13 protein-coding genes are annotated in these 19,827 nt (G+C 64.7%); 7 read left to right on the top strand and 6 right to left on the bottom strand.

The window, feature by feature from the left end:
* The first annotated feature begins 140 nt into the window (after positions 1–140).
* Complete coding sequence (locus JQ604_RS17155) at positions 141–1,007, top strand: DUF6502 family protein (protein WP_212358618.1); 867 nt, start codon at positions 141–143, stop codon at positions 1,005–1,007.
* Entirely contained in the window at positions 1,004–2,209 is a 1,206-nt protein-coding gene (locus JQ604_RS17150) for a DUF5666 domain-containing protein (RefSeq protein WP_212358616.1), read from the top strand. Before JQ604_RS17155 ends, JQ604_RS17150 begins: the two co-directional genes overlap by 4 nt.
* 71 nt (positions 2,210–2,280) lie before the next feature.
* Here JQ604_RS17150 and JQ604_RS17145 read toward each other — a convergent pair whose 3' ends face one another.
* A complete protein-coding gene (locus tag JQ604_RS17145) occupies positions 2,281–3,654 on the bottom strand; it encodes a M23 family metallopeptidase (RefSeq protein WP_212358614.1) in 1,374 nt (457 codons plus the stop codon).
* A gap of 95 nt (positions 3,655–3,749) precedes the next feature.
* A complete protein-coding gene (locus JQ604_RS17140; protein WP_212358612.1) occupies positions 3,750–4,454 on the bottom strand; it encodes a peroxiredoxin in 705 nt (234 codons plus the stop codon).
* Positions 4,455–4,670: 216 nt separating this feature from the next.
* Here JQ604_RS17140 and JQ604_RS17135 point away from each other — a divergent pair, with 216 nt between their 5' ends.
* On the top strand, positions 4,671–8,372 hold the full coding sequence (locus tag JQ604_RS17135) for a YhdP family protein (RefSeq protein ID WP_212358610.1): 3,702 nt from the start codon (positions 4,671–4,673) through the stop codon (positions 8,370–8,372).
* Between the two features lie 69 nt (positions 8,373–8,441).
* Here the strand turns inward: JQ604_RS17135 and JQ604_RS17130 are convergent, their stop codons facing one another.
* Positions 8,442–12,524, bottom strand: a complete 4,083-nt coding sequence (locus JQ604_RS17130; RefSeq protein ID WP_212358608.1) for an autotransporter domain-containing protein — start codon at positions 12,522–12,524, stop codon at positions 8,442–8,444.
* Positions 12,525–12,745: 221 nt separating this feature from the next.
* Between JQ604_RS17130 and JQ604_RS17125 the strand changes: the two genes are divergently transcribed.
* Positions 12,746–13,534, top strand: coding sequence for a helix-turn-helix transcriptional regulator (locus JQ604_RS17125; RefSeq protein ID WP_212358606.1), 789 nt, complete (start codon positions 12,746–12,748; stop codon positions 13,532–13,534).
* A complete protein-coding gene (locus JQ604_RS17120) occupies positions 13,527–14,813 on the top strand; it encodes an MFS transporter (protein ID WP_212358604.1) in 1,287 nt (428 codons plus the stop codon). The genes JQ604_RS17125 and JQ604_RS17120 overlap by 8 nt, the downstream gene beginning before the upstream one ends.
* Here the strand turns inward: JQ604_RS17120 and JQ604_RS17115 are convergent.
* Positions 14,810–14,968, bottom strand: coding sequence for a hypothetical protein (locus JQ604_RS17115; RefSeq protein WP_212358602.1), 159 nt, complete (start codon positions 14,966–14,968; stop codon positions 14,810–14,812). The two genes, JQ604_RS17120 and JQ604_RS17115, sit on opposite strands and share 4 nt — an antisense overlap.
* Positions 14,969–15,300: 332 nt before the next feature.
* On the opposite strand from JQ604_RS17115, the gene JQ604_RS17110 reads away from it, so the two are divergent.
* Both JQ604_RS17110 and JQ604_RS17105 read left to right on the top strand, forming a co-directional pair.
* Entirely contained in the window at positions 15,301–16,368 is a 1,068-nt protein-coding gene (locus tag JQ604_RS17110; protein WP_212358600.1) for a hypothetical protein, read from the top strand.
* A 45-nt stretch (positions 16,369–16,413) separates the two neighbouring features.
* The gene (locus tag JQ604_RS17105) at positions 16,414–16,887 is read left to right on the top strand and encodes a hypothetical protein (RefSeq protein WP_212358586.1); all 474 of its coding nucleotides are present in this window, start codon (positions 16,414–16,416) and stop codon (positions 16,885–16,887) included.
* Between the two features lie 231 nt (positions 16,888–17,118).
* On the opposite strand, the gene JQ604_RS17100 is transcribed toward JQ604_RS17105, so the two are convergent.
* Positions 17,119–18,366 carry an MFS transporter gene (locus JQ604_RS17100; RefSeq protein WP_212358584.1) on the bottom strand — a complete coding sequence of 416 codons (1,248 nt, stop codon included), beginning with the start codon at positions 18,364–18,366 and terminating at the stop codon, positions 17,119–17,121.
* Positions 18,367–18,421: 55 nt separating this feature from the next.
* On the bottom strand, positions 18,422–19,675 hold the full coding sequence (gene tyrS / locus JQ604_RS17095) for a tyrosine--tRNA ligase (RefSeq protein WP_212358582.1): 1,254 nt from the start codon (positions 19,673–19,675) through the stop codon (positions 18,422–18,424).
* Positions 19,676–19,827: the final 152 nt, after the last annotated feature.

The raw sequence follows: 19,827 nt of genomic DNA, 5'->3' as shown, positions 1-19,827 counted from the left end.
TGCGATCGGCCCGCCATCCGCAGTTCCAATGTGTCCGGCAGTGACTATGTTTCCTATAAGTGGGAAAATTTCACACGTCAACGGGGTCTGAACAAAAAGTGGGATTGTGTCCCACGCAATCGACGGATAAAATTCGCAACATGAATCCAAAGGGCCCAAGGACCAAGCCGGCGTCGCAGCCGATCGGCGCTGCGCAGCTGCATACGCCGCTGGCGCGCATGCTGCGGCCGCTGGTCAGGCTCTGCATTCGCGGCGGCATGACGTTTCCGGCCCTGACCCAGCTGTTGCGCGAGCTGTTCGTCAACGTCGCCGAGCATGATTTCGCGCTGGAAGGCAAGGAGCAGACCGACAGCCGCGTCAGCCTGTTGACCGGCATCCACCGCAAGGAGGTGGCGCGGCTGCGCGGCGCCGGCGCGCCGGTCAATGTGGTGCCGGCGACGCTGTCGCGCACCAGCGCCATCATCGCGCGCTGGCTGGCCGCACCCGAATTCACCGACCAGAAGGGCGACCCGCGGCCGCTGCCGCGCACCGCCGAGGGCGGCAAGCCGTCGTTCGAGACGTTGGTCGAATCGATCACCAAGGACGTCCGCCCGCGCGCGGTGCTGGACGAGTGGCTCGACCGCAAGCTGGTCGTCATCAACGCCAGCGACGAGATCATGCTGGTCGAGGAAGCCTTCGTGCCGCATGGCGACGATGACCGCAAATGGCATTATCTCGGCCGTAACCTGCACGACCACGTCGCCGCTGCCGAGGCCAACGTCTCCTCGGAGATGCCGCCGTTCCTGGAACGCGCGGTGCACTATGACGGCCTGTCGGCCAAGCTCGCCAAAAAGCTCGAGGCGCGCTCGCGCGAGCTCGCGATGGAGGCGTTGAAGGTCGCCAACCGCGAGGCCAACCGCGCGCTCGCCAAGGACAAGGGCGGCGACCATCGCTGGAACTTCGGCATCTACATCTATCGCGAGGGACCGCCGTCCGACGACGACAGCGACGAGAACGGCAAGGCATGAGCACGCCGCCCACCATCTCGCGGCGCGTGCTGCTGGCGGCGTTCTGGCTGGCCGGGACCACGCTGGCCGGCGCGCAGGTGCGCCGGGGCGGCAGCGATCAGGGCATCGGCGGCACCGGAATCAGCGGCGGTTCGGACCAGGGGCTCGGCGGCACCGGCATCGTCGGCGTGATCCAGCGTTTCGGCTCGATCTTCGTCAATGGCGAGCGCGTCGCCTATGCCGCCGATGTGCCCGTCCAGATCGACGGCGAGGCGGCGAGCGCCAAGGCGCTGAAGATCGGCCAGCTCGCGCGCGTGGTGGCGCTGCGCCAGGCCGATGGCACGCTGGCGACGAAGCGGATCGACGTCACGAGCGAGGTCACCGGACCGATCGAGCAGGCCAAGGGTAGCGAGCTCACCGTGCTCGGCCAGAAGGTGAATTGGACGGGGCGCGAGAGCTGGCTCAAGCCGGGCGCGCATGTGTCGGTGTTCGGCCTGCGCCGCACCGACGGCGTGATCGTCGCAAGCCTCGTGCAGCAGCGCCATGACACCGTCGCGCGGGTCTCGGGCCCGCTGGAGCGCGACGGCCATGCGCTGCATGTCGGCGGCCTGCGCTTGACCGGCGCCGATGCGTCGCGCGTCGGCCAGCGTGTCCAGGTCGAGGGCAGCGTCAGCCAGGGCGTGATGCAAGTCGTGCGCAGCAAGGTCGACGACTTCTCGGATCTGAAGGGCGCCAGCCGGCTCTCGATCGAGGCCTATGTGCGCAAGGTCGGCAGCAATTTGCAACTCGGCTCCGGCTTCGTCGCGCGCGATACCTCGCGCTTTGCGCCGGCGGCGGACACGCGCGTGGTCGTCAACGCGCGGCTCGATGGCGCCAACGGGCTGCAGGTCGAATCGATGCAGTCGGTCGGAAAATTCCCGGGCTCGTCGGTGCAGGGACCGAGCGGACCTGCGCGCCAGCCCGGTGTCTCGCCCGGCCATGGCGGCGGCGCTCCCGGTGGCGGTGCGCCGGGTGGGCGCGGCGGTGCACCGGGCGGCGCACCTGGTGGTGCGCCGGGGCCGGGCGGCTCCGGGCCTGGCGGTGATCCTGGTGGCTCGCCGCCGCCCGGTGGCTTCGGCTCGCCCTCCGGTGGCGGACCATTCGGTCCGGGCGGCGGCGGCTTTGGTGGCCCCGGCGGCGGAGGTTTTGGCGGCGGCGGCATGGGCGGCGGTGGCCGGCGCTAAAGCCACAAAAGCAAAAGCGCCGAGTGAAGGCTCGGCGCTCGCGCAGATCAGATCGTTCCAGAGAGTGCTAGCTAGCCCGCGCTGAGGCGGACGCCGGCGCGCAGGAATTTTTGCGGGTCGACCGCTTCGCCGTCGATGCGTGTTTCATAATGCAGATGCGGACCGGTGGATCGGCCGGTCGAGCCGACCTCGCCGATCACCTGGCCGATCTTCACGACGTCGCCGACCTTGACGTTGATCGCGGAGAGATGGCCGTAGCGGGTCGAGAGCCCGTTGCCGTGATCGACCTCGACCATGCGGCCATAGCCGCCGGCCCAGCCTGACGAGACGACCTTGCCGTTGGCGGTGACGCGGACCGGATCGCCGGTGGCTGCGCGGAAATCGAGGCCGGTGTGCATCGCGGGGCGGCCGAGGAACGGATCGCTGCGCACGCCGAAGCCGCTGGTGAATTCGACTTCGCCGACGACGGGCTTGCGATACGGCACCAGCGCCAGCGTCTGGTTCAGCCGCTGCACCTGAGCGCGCGTGGTGTTGATGCGATAGAGCTGGCGCTCGAACGCGCCGGCATCGGCGGTGAGCTTCACCGGCACGAAGGGACCGCCGACGCCCGCGCGCGGCGTGGCCGCTTCGAGCTGCGCCATGTCGAGGCCGAGATCCGAGATCACGCCGCGCATCCGGCGCACCTTCGATTCCATGCCGTCCTCGACCGAGGACAGTGCGGCCATCTGCTTGCGCTCGACCTGATCGAGCGAGGTCTGCAGGCGAACGAGGACGTTGTCGACGCCCTGAATCTTTGCGAACTGGTTCGGCTGCGCCTTGGCAATCACAGGCGTCCGCGATTCGAGGCGCGCCTCACGGTCCGGCGGCGCCACGAAGATCACGGTGTCCGAGATCGGGGAGGGCTTTGGCGTGCCCGACGACGTCGCAGCGTCGGCGCCGCGGCCGGTCGGCTTGATCGAGCCGGTCGGCGCCGCATCGGGAATGGTGCCGAGCGCGGTGGCGCGGGATTCCAGTGTGGTCTGCCGGCGCATGATCTGGTCGAGCTTCTGGTCGAACTGCTCCTGGTCCAGCAACTGGCGGCTCGTGGTGCGGTCAACCTTGGCGCGCAGCTCCGCAATGCGGTCCTCATAGGCATATTGCATCTCGGCCTGGCGGGCGATCAGCCGGGTCAGGACGTCGTCGCGGAAGGCGAAATAGGTGGCGGTCGCGGCCGACCACATGCCGAGCAGGACCACGGTGCCGACCGCGATCCAGAACACCACCGGCCCGAAGCGGACCTGCTTGCCGGCGTGAACGATAGTGTAGCCGTCGCCTTCAGCCGTAGCGGCAGCCGCCACCGGCGCTGCGGCGGCATAGGCGGCCGGCCGGCGCGGGGGCGTCCGGCCATGGTCATGCGGATGGTGGTGCTTGTGATGCTCGTAATGATGACCGGTACGACTCGACATCGGCACTCCCGCGGGCCGGTCGGAGCAAGTTCCGTACGGCTAACTGACGGGCGCGATTTGACCCCCTCATGGTTAATTTTTGGGAAACAGGGTTCCTAAGATGAGAGCGACCGGGCGGCCGCAAGGACCTCGTCGGCATGGCCGTCGACCCGGACATTGCGCCAGATTTTGGCGATCTTGCCGGACGCGTCGACCAGAACGGTCGTCCGAATAATCCCCAGGAAGGTCCTGCCATACATGGATTTTTCGCCCCAGGCGCCATACGCCTCCAGCATCTCATGGGCTTCATCCGAGATCAGAGGAACCGACAGCTGGTGTTTGTTTCGAAATGACTCCTGGGCCTTAACCGTATCGGCGGAAATACCGAGCACCGCGGCACCGGCGGCGGCGAAGTCGCTCCTTAGCCGGGTGAAGTCGATGGCCTCCCTGGTGCAGCCGGGGGTGTCGGCGCGGGGATAGAAGAACAGCACCAGCTTCTGGCCGGCGAAGTCGGCGAGCGAGACGCTTGAGCCGCCGTCGCGGGGCAGGGTGAAGGCCGGCGCCTTGGCGCCCTCGGCGAGCCCCGAGACGGCTTTGGCCGGCGCGGCCGTTTTCGGTGCCGCCGCCTTGGTCTTTAACCCTTTGGATGGGGCCTTGTGGGACGCTTTGGTCGGGGCGGTTTTGCCGACCTTGCCGGGGGGCTTGGTCGTGCGTGTCTTGACCGCGGATGTCTTTGCCGCCGTCTTGACGGCACGTGCAGCCTTGGCCGGAGCCCGCTTTGCGGTGGTGCTGGAGGATTTCTTGCGCGTTTTCTTGGACATACGCCTTCCTTTCGTCGCTTTCCGCGGCTCAATCATTGGGGTATTGCGGGCCGCGAGCGTGGCGGGGGGATTCGCATCCCTCGCTGGGCAAGTTTGATGGCCTCGGAGTATGGTTACAAGGAATTCGACGCATCACCCGTCCGCTTGCTGAAACGGCTTTTGATTGAGGTCTTTGGTCCGTCGGCAGGTCACAGTATTAATCGAGGATTGGCAGCGATGCCGGCAAAGGAGCGCGCGATCTTGCTCGACGGGCGCCCCATTGGCGGCGATCAACCTCAACGCCAGCACCGAGAGGCAATGGCAAGGAATACATCGCCGCAGCAGGAGCCATATCCGCGCGCCGACCAGTATGCCCAGCAGCACTGGGAGGATGAGGTTGCGTGGGATGAGCAGGATGAGGCGGCAGGCCATCAGGCCCGCCGGCTGCTGCGCCGTTCCAATTCCGGTTTGCACCGCTTCAACGACTATCTCGCCGGCGTGCAGCGCTGGCTGACCGGCGAGCGCTGGGTCCGGCGCATCGCGCTGGTGCTGTCGGTCCTGTTGGTGATCTTCGTGACCTCGTTCGGCGCGCTGTGGTGGCGGCTCGGCGCCGGTCCGATCAACCTGGACATGGCGACGCCGTGGCTTGCCGCCGCCATCGAGGACAATATCGGCCACGGCAACACGGTCGAGGTCGGCGGCACCCAGATCGAGCGCGCCGGGCGGATCCGGATCGCGGTGCGCATCCGCGACATCATCGTGCGCGACCGCGACCACGTCATCGTCGCCAGCGCCCCGAAGGCCGAAGTCCGGCTGTCCGGAACGGCGCTGCTGATGGGCCGGCTGCGCGCCGAGAGCCTCAATCTGGTCGATGCCGAGCTGTCGATCCGGATCACACCGGACGGCCAGGTCATGGTCTCGGCCGGCGACACGGCAAAACCGCTTGCGACCGGCGTCGCCTCGAAGAAGGAAGCCGGCCTCGCGCCGACCTTCCCGCGACAGGCGCCGGCGGCGCCGCAGCAGGCTGCGCCGGATCAGACGCCGGCGACGCCTGAGACCGCCCAGAACGGATTGCTCGCCGGTCTCGACTGGCTCGACAGCCTCAGCATGACCGGCCTCGACGGCCAGAATCTCAACGAGATCGGCCTCAAGAACGGCAATCTCGTCGTCGACGACCAGCAGCGCGGCAACAAGTTCACCTTCGACAATATCAGCCTCAGCCTGCGCCGCCCGAGCGGCGGCGGCGTGGCGCTGAGCTTCGGCGAGGAGGGCGCAAAGCCCTGGTCGCTGCGGGTCCTGGTTGGGCCGCAGAGCAACGGCGTGCGGTCGGTCGACCTCAAGGCCGACAAGGTCTCGGCCCGCACCCTGCTGCTGGCGATGCGGACCAAGGATCTGACCTACACGTCCGACCTGCCGCTGTCGGGCGAGCTGAAGGGCGAGCTCGGCCGCGACGGCGTGCCGACCTATCTCCGCGGCAAGATCACCTCGGGTGCCGGCAACATCATCGACACCGACACGCCCGATTACCCGATGGCGATCGATTCGACCGACATGAGCATCGAGTGGGATTCGGGGCGGCGGGTGCTGCTCTCGGTGATCAAGGTCTTCTCCGGCGCCAACCGGATCACGCTGCTCGGCCACCTCGAGCCGCCGAACGGCAGCGTCAATGAGTGGCAGGCCGGCCTCTCCGGCGGCACCATCGTTCTGGGCGGCATCGACAACGAGCCGCCGCTGATCTTCAACCGCATCAACATCGGATTCAAATTCGATACCGACAAGAAGCGGGTGCTGCTGAGCCAGGCTGAGATCAGCAATGGTGAGATCGGCGTCGCCGGCACCGGCAGCATCGACTATGCCGGCGAGCCGCGCCTGCAGCTCGGCTTCGTCGGCACGCCGATGTCGGCTTCCGCGTTGAAGCGGATGTGGCCGACCATCATCGTGCCCGAGGTGCGTGAATGGGTGCTCGAGCGGATCGAGAAGGGCACGCTTCAGCGCATCGAGGTCGGCGTCAACTCGCCGGTACGCAATTTGTCGCGCAAGGGGCCGCCGATCCCCGACGACGGGCTTGCCGTCAACATCGTCGCCTCCGGCGTCACCGTGCGCCCGGTCGACGAGATGCCGTCGGTGCACGACGCCGACATGCGGGCGAAGGTGACCGGCCGCACCGCGACCGTGACCATCGGTCAGGGCATCGCGGACACGCCCAACGGCCGCAAGATCACAATCTCGGACTTCACCTTCGAAGTCCCTGACATGGCGCCGAAGCCGTCGCCGTCGAAGGTCAAGTTCCGGGTCGACTGCCCGGTGCCGGCGGCCGCCGAAATCCTCGCCTCCAACCGGCTGAGCGACGTCTCCGGTCCGCCGATCGATCCCAATGCCGCCAAGGGCAACGTCACCGCGCTCTTCAATCTCGGCATGCCCGTGAAGGGCGAGCTGACCAAGGCCGACACGATCTATTCGGTGACCGCCGATCTCGGCGGCATCGCCATCGACAAGCTGGTGATGAACCAGAAGCTCGAAGCCACCACGCTGAAGGTGGTCGCCAGCAATGCCGGCTACCAGGTGAAGGGCGACGTCAAGATCAGCGGCCAGCCGGCTTCGCTCGACTATCGCAAGCCCGCCGAGGGCGACGCCGACGTCAAGCTGCAGGCAACCCTCGATGAGGCGAGCCGCGCGCGGCTCGGCATCGATCTCGGTCCGGCCGTCAGCGGTCCGATCCCGATCAAGCTGAGCGGCAAGATCGCGAGCAGCGAAAACGGCAACACCAAGATGGGTGTCGAGGCCGACCTGACCCAGCTGAAGCTCGACAACATCCTGCCGGGCTGGGTCAAGGTGCCGGGCAAATCCGGCAAGGCGACCTTCAACGTGGTGCCGAAGCCGCAGTCGACGCGGTTCGAGGACATCGTCATCGACGGCGGCGGCGCCTCGATCAAGGGCTCGCTCGAGGTCGACCAGAACGGCGACGTCATCAACGCGAACTTCCCGACCTATTCGCCGTCGGACGGCGACAAGACCTCGCTGCGGGCCGATCGCGGGCCTGATGGCGTGATGAAGGTGACGATCCGCGGCGACGTGTTCGACGGCCGCGGCTTCCTCAAATCCTCGATCTCCGGACGCGACGCCGATGCCAAGGCCAAGAGCAAGAACATCGACTTCGACGTCGACGTGAAGCTCGGCGCGATCAAGGGCTTCAACGGCGAGGCGATGCGCGGCGTCGACGCCAAGATGTCGCGCCGCGGCGGCGCCATCAAATCCTTCACGCTGGCCGGCATGGTCGGGACCGCGACGCCCGTCACGGCGGACCTGCGCGGCGGCCGCGCGCAGGGCACCCGCGAGGTGATCTATCTGCAGACCAACGACGCCGGCGCCTTCCTGCGCTTCACCGACATCTCCAACAAGGCGTTCGGCGGCCAGCTGGTGGTCGCGATGGAGCCGCCGACGTCAGAGCCGGTCGCGCGCGAAGGCCTGATCAACATGCGCGACTTCACGGTGAAAGGCGTCGACCAGCTCGACCGTGCGGTGGCCGGCGGCCCCGGCGCCAACGGCAACGGCATCGCGTTCTCGGCGCTGCGCGCCGAGTTCACGCGGCAGAGCGGCCAGCTCACCGTCCGCGACGGCGTGGTGAAGGGGCCGAGCATCGGCGCCACCATCGAAGGCAGCATCGACTATGCAGCCAACCAGGTGCGCATGAGCGGCACCTTCATTCCGATGTATGGCCTGAACAATGTGTTCGGCCAGATTCCCTTCTTCGGCATCTTCCTCGGTGGCGGCAGCAATGAAGGCCTGATCGGCGTGACCTATGAAATCGTCGGCACGCCGAATGCGCCGGTGCTCCGCGTCAATCCGGTCTCGGCGCTGGCACCGGGCCTGACGCGCAAGATCTTCGATTTCAACACCGGCAAGCAGAACAACCAGATCGAGCTGCCGAACAATAATTAGCTGAACGCCATTTCCGATCCTGGCGCGGCAACCGAAATCTGCAAAACAACCCCATGCAAAGTAGAACCGTCACCACGCGTAGCGCACGGTGCCCTTGCCGGCGTAAGAGCGGGTGACGCTGGAGAACTCGCCCTCGAAGGTCGCGGCCGCGGACCAGCCGTTGAGCCATGTCTTCTCGGCCGATGCCGTGATCAATGCCGCATCGCTCGCAGCCCGCGCGCCATTGACGACGAAGCTCGCGCCCGGCAAGGCCTGGAAGGTGGCGCCGATGGAGCGATCGGGATTGAAGTCGTGTGCCCAGGCCACGCGGCCGCGGAACGTGACGACACCGTCGGTCATCGCAAAGGATTTGTCGGCGCGCAGGCCGAGTTCTGTCCGGATGTCGGTGATGCTCTTGGCTGTATAGGCGAGCGCAAATGCGCCGCCGCCTGAGACGACCGTCTCGGCGTAGGCCGGCAAATTGAACGTGGTGAACTGGCCCGCGGCATAGGGTGTGATGCCGATGCCGCCAACCCATGGCGCGGCGAAGCGATAGCCGCCTTCGAGGCGGCCGGAATAGGCGTTGGCGTTGAACTCCGCGCGGAGCCGGTCGATGCCGGCGAGCGTGACGGTGCGATCGGTCGTGACGTCCTGCCAGCCGTAGGCGAGCGCGGCGGAGATGTAGGACGCACCATTAGTGTGGCGGAGATAGGCGCCGGCCTGGAACAGGTCGGAGCGGCCGGTGCCGCTATTGACGACGGAGAAATTCGTACCGCCGCCGGCCAGCGCAAAGCCGGCGAGAGTCTGCGCCGAGAAGAAGTATTCGGCGCCGGCGGCGGTGCCGAACAGGCGACTGGTCGCGCTGTTCGATCCCTGGGCAGTGTTGCCATCAGTCGTCTGCGATCCGCCAAAGCCTGCGGCCCAGATGCTCCAGCGCTGCTCGAAAGTTTTGGCTGGTGGCGCCTTGGTGAACATCGCGTAGGCATCGCGCGCGACACTTGCCGGTCCGCTGTCGGCGTAAGCCGGCGGTGCGGATGCGCCGGTCTCGCGGCTCGCGCCGAAGGGATCGGTCAGCAAGCCCATGAACTGGCCCATCGCCTGGAACGTGGTCTGCTGCGATCCCGCCGCAGTCTCGCCGGCGGCTTGAGAGAGGCCGGCGGGGGAGAGCCCCGCATAGGTCGGCGCAATCGAGCCGTTGGTATTGAAGGAATTGCTCAGCGCATTGCCGACGGCCTGCTGGTTGCCGTTGAGGGGGCCGGCCGACGCGTAATTGAGACTGAGGTTGAGGTAGGCGTGCGTGGCGTCGTAGCTGAGAGAGGTCTGGAAATTGGCGGGCAGGTTGGAGTTGACGGTGTCGGCTGCGAAGCTTCCGGAGACGCCGCCATTAGCGGTCAGGATCGTGTATTGCTTCGAGACGCGGCTGCCGGTCGCGAAGGAGACCTCGACGGTTGCGCCGCCGAGCGTCGCGCGGCCGGTCACACGGGTGAACGAGGCCGTCGCCGGATCGACCGCGACGAGATAGAGCGCGCCCGACTGGAAGGCGAGATTGCCCGAGATCGCGAGCGAGGTGCCGGCGGTGCCGTTGCCGCCCAGCAGCGAACCTCCGCTGTTGATCGTCGTGCGGCCGATCCTTCCCGTACCCATCAGCGCGCCGTTCGCATTCACCGTCACGCTGCTCGACTGGAGCCTGCCATCCACGCGCAGGACGCCACCGTTCACGGTGGTCGCGCCGCTGTAGGAGTTGACGCCCGACAGCGTCAGCGTGCCGGTGCCGGTCTTCACCAGCGAACCGCCGGAGCCGGAGCCGGAGATCGAGCCGCTCACGGTGGTCGATCGATTGTTGCCGCCGACGGTCAGCTCGACGCTGTCGATTTGGTAAATGCCCGCACCCGCGATCGAACCGGCGCTGAGCTTGCCGTCGCCCGCAGGCCCAGATGCGAACGAGAAAGAAACGAGGCCGCCGTTGGCGATCGCGGCGTTGCCGGCCGTGCTGTTGTCGGAGAAGGTAACGAGTCCGCCGCGATTGTTGATAATGTCAGCGTTGCCGGCCGTGCTGAACAGCTGGAAAGCCAGGAAACCGCCGTTGTTGTTGACGATGGTGGCGCTGCCGGCGGTGCTGATAAGGGTCGGGCCGAGACCCACGAAAGTCACCGCACCGTTGTTGGTGATGGCGGCGTTGCCGGCCGTGCTGGGACCGAGAAAAAGCACGCCGCCGCTGTTGGTGATGGTGGCATTGCCTGCGGTCGCATTGGTGTCAAAGGATATGCCGCCATTGTTGGTGATGGTGGCGTTGGCCGCCGTGCTTGAGCCCGTGAATCTCATGCCGCTGGTGCCGCTGAAGACAATGCTGGCGTTGCCGGCCGAACTCGTATCGCCGAAGTAGAGGCCAGCGGCTCCGGAAACGTTGAGGTTGGCATTGGCAGCGGTGCTGCCGTTGTAGAAGCTGAGACCGCCCGCGCTGATGTTGAGCGTCGCGCTGCCGGCCGTGCTGGTATTGTAGAAGCCGATGGAGCCGAACGTGCCTGTCGTGACGGTGCTGTGACCGGCTGTGCTGGAGTCGAAGAAAGTCAGGATCCCGGTCGCGATGGAAATATTGGCGTTGCCGGCCGAACTGGTGTCGCGAAAGTCCGTTCTGCCGAAATTGGTCATCGAGATTGAGACGCTGCCGGCGCTGGTGCTATTGCGGAAGGTCGTCGTGCCGCCATCGGTGGCGATCGTCGTGAGGTCGCTGGTATCAGCATTCACGAGGTTGAAGATGGCGCGGTTGGTCACGGCGCCCAGGATCTTGCCGGTGTGGGTGCTGTCGCCGATCTGAAGCGTGCCGTTGGTGATGGTGGTGCCGCCGGTATAGCTGTTGGGACCCGTTAGCGTCAGGGTGCCGGTTCCGGTCTTGACCAGCGAGGCGCCGGTGCTGCCGCTGTTGCTGCTGCCGCCGCCATCCGCGATCGCGCCGCTGACGATGGTCGACAAATTGTTGCTGCCGACGGTCAGCTCATTGCCGCCGAGATAGAACGTCCCGCCGCCGGCGATCGAGCCGGCGCTGATCTTGCGGAAAACGGGACCGGTGGTGCCGGAAAAATCGACCACGCCGCTGGCCGTGTTGGCGATCGCGGCGTTACCGGCGGTGCTGCTGCCGAAAAAGTATAGGGTGCCACTGTTGGTGAAGGTCGCATCGCCGCCGGTGAAGCTGTTGTAGAAGTACGCCGTGCCGTTATTGGCGATCGTCGCGGTGCCGGCCGAGCCTCCGCTGAACTGCATGTAGTTGTTGTTGGTGATCGCTGCGCTGGCGACCGTGCCGGAAACATACAGGTTGCCGTTGTTGGTGATGGAGGCGTTGCCGACCGCGCTGCCGCTGTTGAATTGCAAGGTGCCATTGTTGGTGATGGCGGCGCTGTCCGCCGAGCTGCTGTCCTGGAAAGTCAGCGACGCGCCGACGCCGTTGGTGATGGTGGCGGTTGCGGCCGAGCTGCTGTCGGAAAACAGCAGATTGGCGCTGTTGAGAATGGTCGCGCTGCCGGCCGTACTGGAGTTGCCAAAAATCAGGACGCCGCTGTTGGTCAGAGCGGCATTGCCGGCCGTGCTGGAGTCCAGGAAATAGACGACCCGGCTGCTGTCGATGGTGGCATTGCCGGCCGTGCTGGTGTTGTTGAAATAGAGGTAGCCGCTGCTGGTGATGGCCGCGCTTCCGGCCGCGCTGCCGTCGTTGAAGTTGAGGCTGCCAGTGTTGGTGATGCTGGCATTGCCGGCGGTGCTGGCGTTTTGCAGAGCCAAGTAATTGTTGTTGGTGATCGCGAGACTGCCGCCATTGACGACGATGCCGGCGCCGTTGATGGCCAGCGTCTGGTCGTTGGTCAAGGTGTAGCTCGACGCGCCCGCGTTGAGGGTGAAGCCGCCGATCGTGGTGAAGGAGCTTGAGAACGACAGCGTGGTCGTGGCCGACGTGCCGAAGGTGGCCGTGCCTGATGGCACCGTCGCCGGCGTCCAGTTGGCGGCATCGTTGAAGTCGGCCGAGCCGGGATTGGCGAGCCAGGTGGCGTCCTGTGCCGCCGCCGGCTGCATCGCCGCCAGCGCCAGCGCGACGACCGATGCGCCGGCCAGCAGGGTGTGGCGCGTTGACGCCCTCGAGGTGGGCAGCCCTGCAGGCGCAGGCCGCGGCCCATCCAGACGACACATCACCTTCACAGCCAGCCCCCACGCCAATTAACCCCCGCAAATCAGAGGGTTCGTGGATGATTAGGGGCGGGGACTCGCGCGCGATAGTTCTCAAATGTGAAGGGGTGGAGCACTCTTTTCGCGAGTGATGTATCTTTGTGACAGAGCGTTTCCGGCCTTTGCAGCGCCGAACCCGGCGTGCGAAAATACCGCTGCTTGGATTCTGGGGGCCGCGCGGCGCAATGGCGCAGACGAACTACGAGACGCTGTTGACGTCGATCGACCAGCTCTATGCGGCCGCACTCGATCCGGACCGCTGGCAGGACTTTCTGACCTCGCTCGCCGGCCAGTTCGAGGCGAAGAACGCTTTCGTCTGCGAGGTCGAATATCGCGAGCGGAGCCTCGCCTATGTCGGGCTGCCGCAGCCGGATCGCGCGCGCATCCCTGTGCAGCGCTATGAGACGCTGATCGCGGACGACCCGCGGACCTATGCTTTCCGCAGCAGCGGCGTGCAGCCGGTGCACTGCCGGATGGCGACCACGACGGAGCGGCTGCACAATTCGCGGGTCTATCGCGAATATCTCAAGCCGCTCGGCATCGAATACACCATGGTCGTGGTGCTGCCGCTCCGCGACGGCACCACGCGCGACGTGGGCCTGACGCGGGGGCCCGACGGCCGTCCCTTCGATGAGGACGACCGCGCGTTGATGAGCCGGCTGGTGCCGCATGTCGAGCGCGCCTTCACCATCAACGGTGCCCTGGAGGCGAAGCTGTTGGCGGCGCGGCGGCAGGCTCATCTCCGCAACGTCGACCAGCGGCTGCTGGAGCTGCGGTTTGGGCTCACCCCGGCGCAGGCGCAACTCGCGGCGCTGCTGTATGACGGTGTGAGCGTGAAGCAGGCCGCGACGAGCCTCGGCATCACCGAAGGCAGCGCGCGGCAATATCTCAAGAAGGTGTTCGAGAAGACCGGCGTCAAGCGCCAGCTCGATTTGATCCGCGCGATCGAAGGCGCATTGGCGCGCGATGGCTGAGCTCCAGGCAGAGCTGAGCGGCCAGGCATTGACCTTCCGGGACCCCGCATATCGCTGGAAGGTGATCGTCTCGACCTCGATCGCCAACGCGCTCGAATGGTTCGACTTCATCGCCTACGGCTTCCTCGCCGTGACCATGGCAAAGCTGTTCTTTCCGGCCGCGAATGGCACCACCGCGCTGCTCGCGACCTTTGCGACGTTTGCGATTCCCTTCGCGGTGCGACCGATCGGCGCGGTCATCCTCGGCGCCTACGCCGACCGTCACGGCCGCAAGAAGACGCTGCTGCTCACGATCAGCCTGATGACGCTGGCGACCGCCATCATGGCCATCGTGCCGACCTATGGTTCGATCGGCGCGTGGGCCGCGGTGATCGTGATCGCCGCGCGGATGCTGCAGGCCTTCTCGGTCAGCGGCGAGTACGGCGCGGCGGTGGCGTTCCTGGTCGAGCAGGGCGACGATCACAGGCGCGGTTTCCTGGCCAGCTGGCACTATGCCAGCCAGTCGATGGTGGCCGTGCTGGCGACCGGCTTTGCGACGGTGCTCAATGCGACGCTGACCGCGGAGCAGATCGAAGCCTGGGGCTGGCGGATCCCGTTCCTGTTCGGCCTCCTGATAGCGCCTGTCGGTCTCTACGTGCGCAGCCAGCTCCGCGAAACCGATACGTTCACGGCTGCGCAGCCGAGCAAGGCGCCGGTGCTCGAAGTGATCGCAGCTCATCGCTCCACCATCGCATTCGCCATCGGCGTGATCGCGGTCTCGGCGGTCACGGTCTATCTGGTGCTGTTCATGCCGACCTTCGCGATCAAGCAGCTCGGCCTGCCGCCGTCGGTCGCCTTCCTGGGCAGCATGCTGGCGGGGACAATTCATGTGGTGCTGATCCCGATCGTCGGCTTCTTCTCCGACCGCTCTAACCGCATCACGCTGTCGCTCGTCGCCTCGCTGGCGATGCTGATCCTGGCGTATCCACTGTTCGCGTTTCTGGTGTCGACGCCCTCGGTGCCGGCACTGCTCGCCGTGCAGGGCGTGCTCGCTGTGGTCAACGCGCTCAATCTCGGTTGCCTCGGCGCGCTGGTGGCTGGGCTGTTTCCGACGAGGCTGCGCACCTCCGGCCTGTCGATATCAAACGCGCTCACGCAGATGATCATCGGCGGGACCACGCCCGTCATCAGCGTGTGGCTGATCGAAGCAATGGGAATGCCGACTGCGCCTGCGTTCTATCTGATGTTCGGCGCAGCGCTCAGTGTGACGGCCTTGGGCGTGCTCGCGCGCAAACGCTAGCGCCGCAAGGCGGGGACGACGAGGAACGGGATCAGTCCCAGCACCACGTTGACCAGCGCGAACGCGATCAGCGGATCGTCCTTTAGTTGCCGAACATTACGCAATTTGCTGGGGCGTTGAGCACGCGAGCTTTGCATTCGTTTGATATCTGCCAATCCGCGCGCCGTCCCGTGTCATGCGTCGAATGCTTCGCCGCGCTGCAACGGCGCCGACTACTTGACCGGCTCGGCGAAATCCGCCTCCGTCCTTGACTCTGAGCTACACCGTGACGCGACAACAGCCGAGAGGGAGCAAGTTTCTTGTCCGAGAAAAACCGCGCCACGGAAGTCGGGACGGCGTTGGCGAAGGCAGTTAGGCGGAAGGGCTAGGCGATCGGCGTTGCGAGCAGCACGGCGGAAAGGTCCATCGGTTGTCCCGTTCAACAAATGGATGCTGGCTAATGCATCGGCAGGTTGTATAGTGGCCCTTTTAGATTTGAGGCGGGGAAATGGACGAGGCCGAGGATGGGAGTGCCAAGGGCGCTCGCCAAGCATTCCAAGTTGCTTATCACGGGGACGATCCGGACGACCATACGATCGACGTCGAGGCGCTGGTCCCAGCGTTGAGGGGATTCGATCGGCTTGTCCGAGAATCGAATGCAATCCTCAACGGCGATAGGTCGCGAGTGCGGGTGGTCGTCGCCTCGAACTTCGAGCACAAGTGCTTCCATATCAATTTCGACGTTATCCAGCACGCTATCGAAGTAACGAAGACATTTCTGCAAGATGACTACGTCAAGACCGCAAAGAACATCCTTCAGTTGATCGGCGTGATCCGTAGTGTGGCCGGCAATAGTTCGTTGCTCGACTATTTGAAATGGAAGAAGAACAATCAGGTTGAAACGATTAAGCCATCCGAAGTACCAAGGACTGCCGACGGACCGCAAACCCAAGTTACTATTCAAATTGTTGGCGGTGAGCACAATACGATCAATGTTCACCCCGATGTTCTAAAGCTGGCGGAAAACCCTCGCGTCCTAAACGCGGTAAAAGACACTCTTGCTCCTATTGAGATGCATGAGGCGGCTCGCGTTGAATTTCGTGATGACGCTAAACTCGTTTCGAGCATCGATAAGGCTGACGTTCGCGATATCGTCCTTGCAGCTGACGCGCCCAATACAATTAAGGAACCCGAAGAACCGCCCCCTGAGACGGTCGTTGCAACGCTCTTCGTGTATTCGCCCGTTTTTGACGAGAAGGCGGAGCGTTGGCGATTTGTGTATGGGGACAAGCATATTTATGCCGACATATCCGAAACATCGATCGGATCAGATGCGTGGACCCGCGGTGGTTCGTTTAGGGATGATCGGTATCGAGTACGAATGGAGGTGACGCCCCCGGCGACCCCAAACGGCGACATTCATTACAAGGTCGTTGAAGTGTTGGAATTCACATCCGCATCCCAACAACCCGGCCTGCCATTGCCGGTACCCAAGCAGCGGAAGCGACCCGCACGGAAGAAAATAAAGAAGACAGCGAGAACAAAGCCGAAGCGAGGGCCAAACAAACGCTCCTAATCGCGAATCAGTCCCCTTGCGCGCATGTTCCACAGCGGGGTGAATATGAATCAAGAAACGGCAAAACTGCTCAGCGAGTTGGCGCCAGTAGGTACGCTATTCGTATCTGCAATGAGCGCCATAGCGGGCGCTGTTTGGATCGTAATTACATATATCCGGACGCAGCGCGACCTCGCTGCAACCAAGCTGTTCGAAGCTAGGAAGCCATTCAATGAGCTTCAGCTGAAACTCTATACGGAGACATCGCAAGTCGCGGCCAAGCTTGTCAGCAGCGCTTACGGCGACGAAAAATGGAATCAGGCGATCTTCAGATTCTGGGAGCTGTACTGGAGCGAACTGAGCATGGTGGAGAACGCCTGGGTCGAGAAGGCTATGGTCGATGTTGGGGCGGTCGTTGGTAAGATAGCGGTGTCTGGCGATAAGCACGCGCATCGCGACGAACTGGAAAACGCGATCTACGAGCTGGCGCATGCGCTCAGAGACGGCTTATCACCGGAGTGGACCCAAGCGGTCAAGTAGGTGAATGACGCAGTTGTGTTGCCTCCATGAGCAAAAAGGAGGCTGCCAATCTGGACACGGCTGTTGAGCTAAGACCTGTCGGCGCGTAGCGCCGGGCGAGCGGACGCGGTCCGTCGATAGACCTGATACCCTCACCCGGATTTCTCGCGGCGCTCGTAATCCGACTTCTCATTCCGGGGGAGGTGATCCGACGCGTTCCGGTTAGATGATCAGTCCAAATCTCATCAGTCGCTAGCGCCGCAGCGCCGGTACAACGAGGAACGGGATCAACCCCAGCACGACGTTCACAAGCGCGAACGCGATCAGCGGATTGTAGCTGTGGGTATGGTCGTGGATCAGGCCGCCGCTCCATGACCCCAGTCCCGAGCCGAGGCCTGAGCCGATCGCGATGGTGCCGTAGATGGTGCCGACGCGCTCGCCGCGGAACAGTTTGAGCGCGGTTGCCGTGATCAGCGGGCCGCGCGAGCCGATCATGCTGCCGAAGCAGACCACGAAGCCGGTGAGCAGCCAGTAGTTCGGGTGCCACTGCAAGAGCCACAGCAAGATGATGCCGACGATCGAGACGCCGTAGCTGAAAAGCACCGAGGGCCGGCGGCCGATGATGCCGTCGAGCGTGGTGACGCCGAGCATGCCGATCACGGTGGCGATGCCGGAAAATCCCCACGCGGTTGCGGCCGTCAGCGGCGAGAAGCCGGCATCGATCAGATAGGCCACGATCTGCGCGGTCAGCGCGTACATCGCGACCGCCGTGAAGAAGAAGGTCGAGAACAGCGCCCAGAAGGTGTGATGGCGCATTGCGCTCAGCAGCGTCCAATCAGTCTCGACTGCTGCGGTATCCTTTTTCTTGACCACATGCGGCGAGCCGGTGGCGAAGAGACGCCAGGGCATTAAGAGCAACGGAAGCAGGAGGCAGAGCGCGACCGCGCCGAACGCGAGATAGGTGTTGCGCCAGCCGAAGCGGTCGATCAGCACCTGCGACATCGGCAGCATCACCAGGACGCCGGTGCCCGCGGCACAATAGATCACAGCCATCGCGGTCGGCAGGCGCGGGCCGAACCAGCGGCTGAGCAGGATCGAGTTCGGCACGTTGCCGATCAGCGCGGTGCCGAGCCCGACGCAGAGGCCGACCGTGAGCTGGAATTGCCAGAGCGCCTGCGCATGCGCCGCGATCAGGAATGCGCCGCCGAGCAGCACAAGTCCAAGCGCATAGACGATGCGCGGTCCGGAGCGATCGAACAGCCGGCCGACGAACGGCGCGGTCAGGCCGCTGGCCAGCCAGGTCAAGGAATAGACCGACACGACCTGCGCGCGGTCCCAGCCGAAGTTCTCCGAGATCGGCTTGAGGAAGACCGTAAAGCTGTCGCTGAGGCCGCGGCCGATCACCGAGAGCACGAAGCAGAGCGCCAGCACGTTCAACGCGACGCGCACCGGTTTTCGCGGTGCGACGAGCGTTTCGTCCCGTGGCGTGTTCTGATCCATTGCAGGCAGGGAGCGCGCTTTCGCCGTTCCCCGCAACCGACAAATCCGAATGCGCCTATGCAGGCTTGAGCAGGACGTGGCGCTTCTTGCCGAGCGACAGTTTCACCACGCCTTCCGGCGTGAGGCTGGCATTGTTCAGCACCATCTTCTCGTCGGTGACGGCGGCATCGTTGACGCGCAGCCCACCGCCCTTGATCTGGCGGCGCGCTTCGCCGTTGGAGGCGACGAGCTCGACCTTGACGAAGGCCGCGAGCACGCCGATGCCGGCTTCAAATTCGCTGCGCGGAATTTCCACCGTCGGCAGGCTCTCGGCGAGGGCGCCTTCCTCGAACGTGCGCCGTGCGGTTTCCGCCGCCGCGTTCGCCGCATCGCGGCCGTGGAGCAGGGCGGTCGCTTCGGTCGCCAGCACCTTCTTGGCCTCGTTGATCTCGCCGCCCTGCAGTGCCGCAAGCTTGTTGATCTCGCTGATCGGCAGGATCGTGAACAGCTTGAGGAATTTTATGACGTCGGCGTCCTCGACATTGCGCCAGTACTGCCAGAAGTCGTACGGCGAGAACTGGTCGGCGTTGAGCCACACCGCGCCCTTGGCGGTCTTGCCCATCTTGTCGCCGGAGGCGGTGGTGAGCAGCGGCGTGGTCAGCGCGAACAGTTGCGGCGTGCCCATGCGGCGGCCGAGATCGACGCCGTTGACGATGTTGCCCCACTGGTCCGAGCCGCCCATCTGCAGCCGGCAGTCGACACGGCGCGACAGCTCGACGAAGTCGTAGGCCTGGCAGACCATGTAGTTGAACTCGATGAAGCTCATCTCCTGCTCGCGCTCGAGCCGCAGCCGCACGGAGTCCATGGTCAGCATGCGGTTGACCGAGAAGTGCCGGCCGATGTCGCGCAGCATCTCGATCCAGTTCAATTTCGTCAGCCACTCGGCATTGTCGAGCATGACGGCATCGGAGGCGCTATTGCCATAGCGCAGCACCTTGGCGAACACGCCGCGGATGCTGGCCTTGTTGGACTCAATCTCCGCGACGGTGCGGATCGCGCGGGTCTCGTCCTTGCCGGAGGGGTCGCCGACCATGGTGGTGCCGCCGCCCATCAGGGTGACCGGCTTGTTGCCGCTCTGCTGCAGCCAGTACAGCATCATCATGGTCAGGAAGTTGCCGATGTGAAGCGACGGCGCGGTGCAGTCATACCCGACATAGGCGGTCGCCTGGCCCTTCGCGGCCAGCGCGTCGAGGCCCTCAAAGTCGGAGCATTGGTGGATGAAACCGCGTTCCTGTAAAATGTTCAGGAAATCAGACTTAAATGCAGTCATCGGTGGGCGACTCTGATCATGCTTGTTTTACGTTATTTGCATCAATTTGCGGAACCCTGACCGGAGAGATGCCGCAATTGGGGTGCGCTGTGGCATTATAAGATGTGCTTGTTTGATACAAGCCGGGCTCCCCCCGGCTGGGGCTTGATCTG

Source organism: Bradyrhizobium jicamae, from assembly GCF_018130695.1.
Classification (GTDB): Bacteria; Pseudomonadota; Alphaproteobacteria; order Rhizobiales; family Xanthobacteraceae; genus Bradyrhizobium; species Bradyrhizobium jicamae_B.
This window is presented reverse-complemented; position numbering and strand designations above follow the sequence as displayed.

What these genes read in the sequence shown, in the direction of transcription:
- JQ604_RS17125 (WP_212358606.1), top strand. Translation starts at nt 12,746, where the DNA reads ATGGCGCAGACGAACTACGAGACGCTGTTGACGTCGATCGACCAGCTC.
- JQ604_RS17105 (WP_212358586.1), top strand. Translation starts at nt 16,414, where the DNA reads ATGAATCAAGAAACGGCAAAACTGCTCAGCGAGTTGGCGCCAGTAGGT.
- JQ604_RS17110 (WP_212358600.1), top strand. Translation starts at nt 15,301, where the DNA reads ATGGACGAGGCCGAGGATGGGAGTGCCAAGGGCGCTCGCCAAGCATTC.
- JQ604_RS17140 (WP_212358612.1), bottom strand. Translation starts at nt 4,454, where the DNA reads ATGTCCAAGAAAACGCGCAAGAAATCCTCCAGCACCACCGCAAAGCGG.
- JQ604_RS17130 (WP_212358608.1), bottom strand. Translation starts at nt 12,524, where the DNA reads ATGTGTCGTCTGGATGGGCCGCGGCCTGCGCCTGCAGGGCTGCCCACC.
- JQ604_RS17100 (WP_212358584.1), bottom strand. Translation starts at nt 18,366, where the DNA reads ATGGATCAGAACACGCCACGGGACGAAACGCTCGTCGCACCGCGAAAA.
- JQ604_RS17150 (WP_212358616.1), top strand. Translation starts at nt 1,004, where the DNA reads ATGAGCACGCCGCCCACCATCTCGCGGCGCGTGCTGCTGGCGGCGTTC.
- tyrS (WP_212358582.1), bottom strand. Translation starts at nt 19,675, where the DNA reads ATGACTGCATTTAAGTCTGATTTCCTGAACATTTTACAGGAACGCGGT.
- JQ604_RS17145 (WP_212358614.1), bottom strand. Translation starts at nt 3,654, where the DNA reads ATGTCGAGTCGTACCGGTCATCATTACGAGCATCACAAGCACCACCAT.
- JQ604_RS17135 (WP_212358610.1), top strand. Translation starts at nt 4,671, where the DNA reads ATGCCGGCAAAGGAGCGCGCGATCTTGCTCGACGGGCGCCCCATTGGC.
- JQ604_RS17120 (WP_212358604.1), top strand. Translation starts at nt 13,527, where the DNA reads ATGGCTGAGCTCCAGGCAGAGCTGAGCGGCCAGGCATTGACCTTCCGG.
- JQ604_RS17155 (WP_212358618.1), top strand. Translation starts at nt 141, where the DNA reads ATGAATCCAAAGGGCCCAAGGACCAAGCCGGCGTCGCAGCCGATCGGC.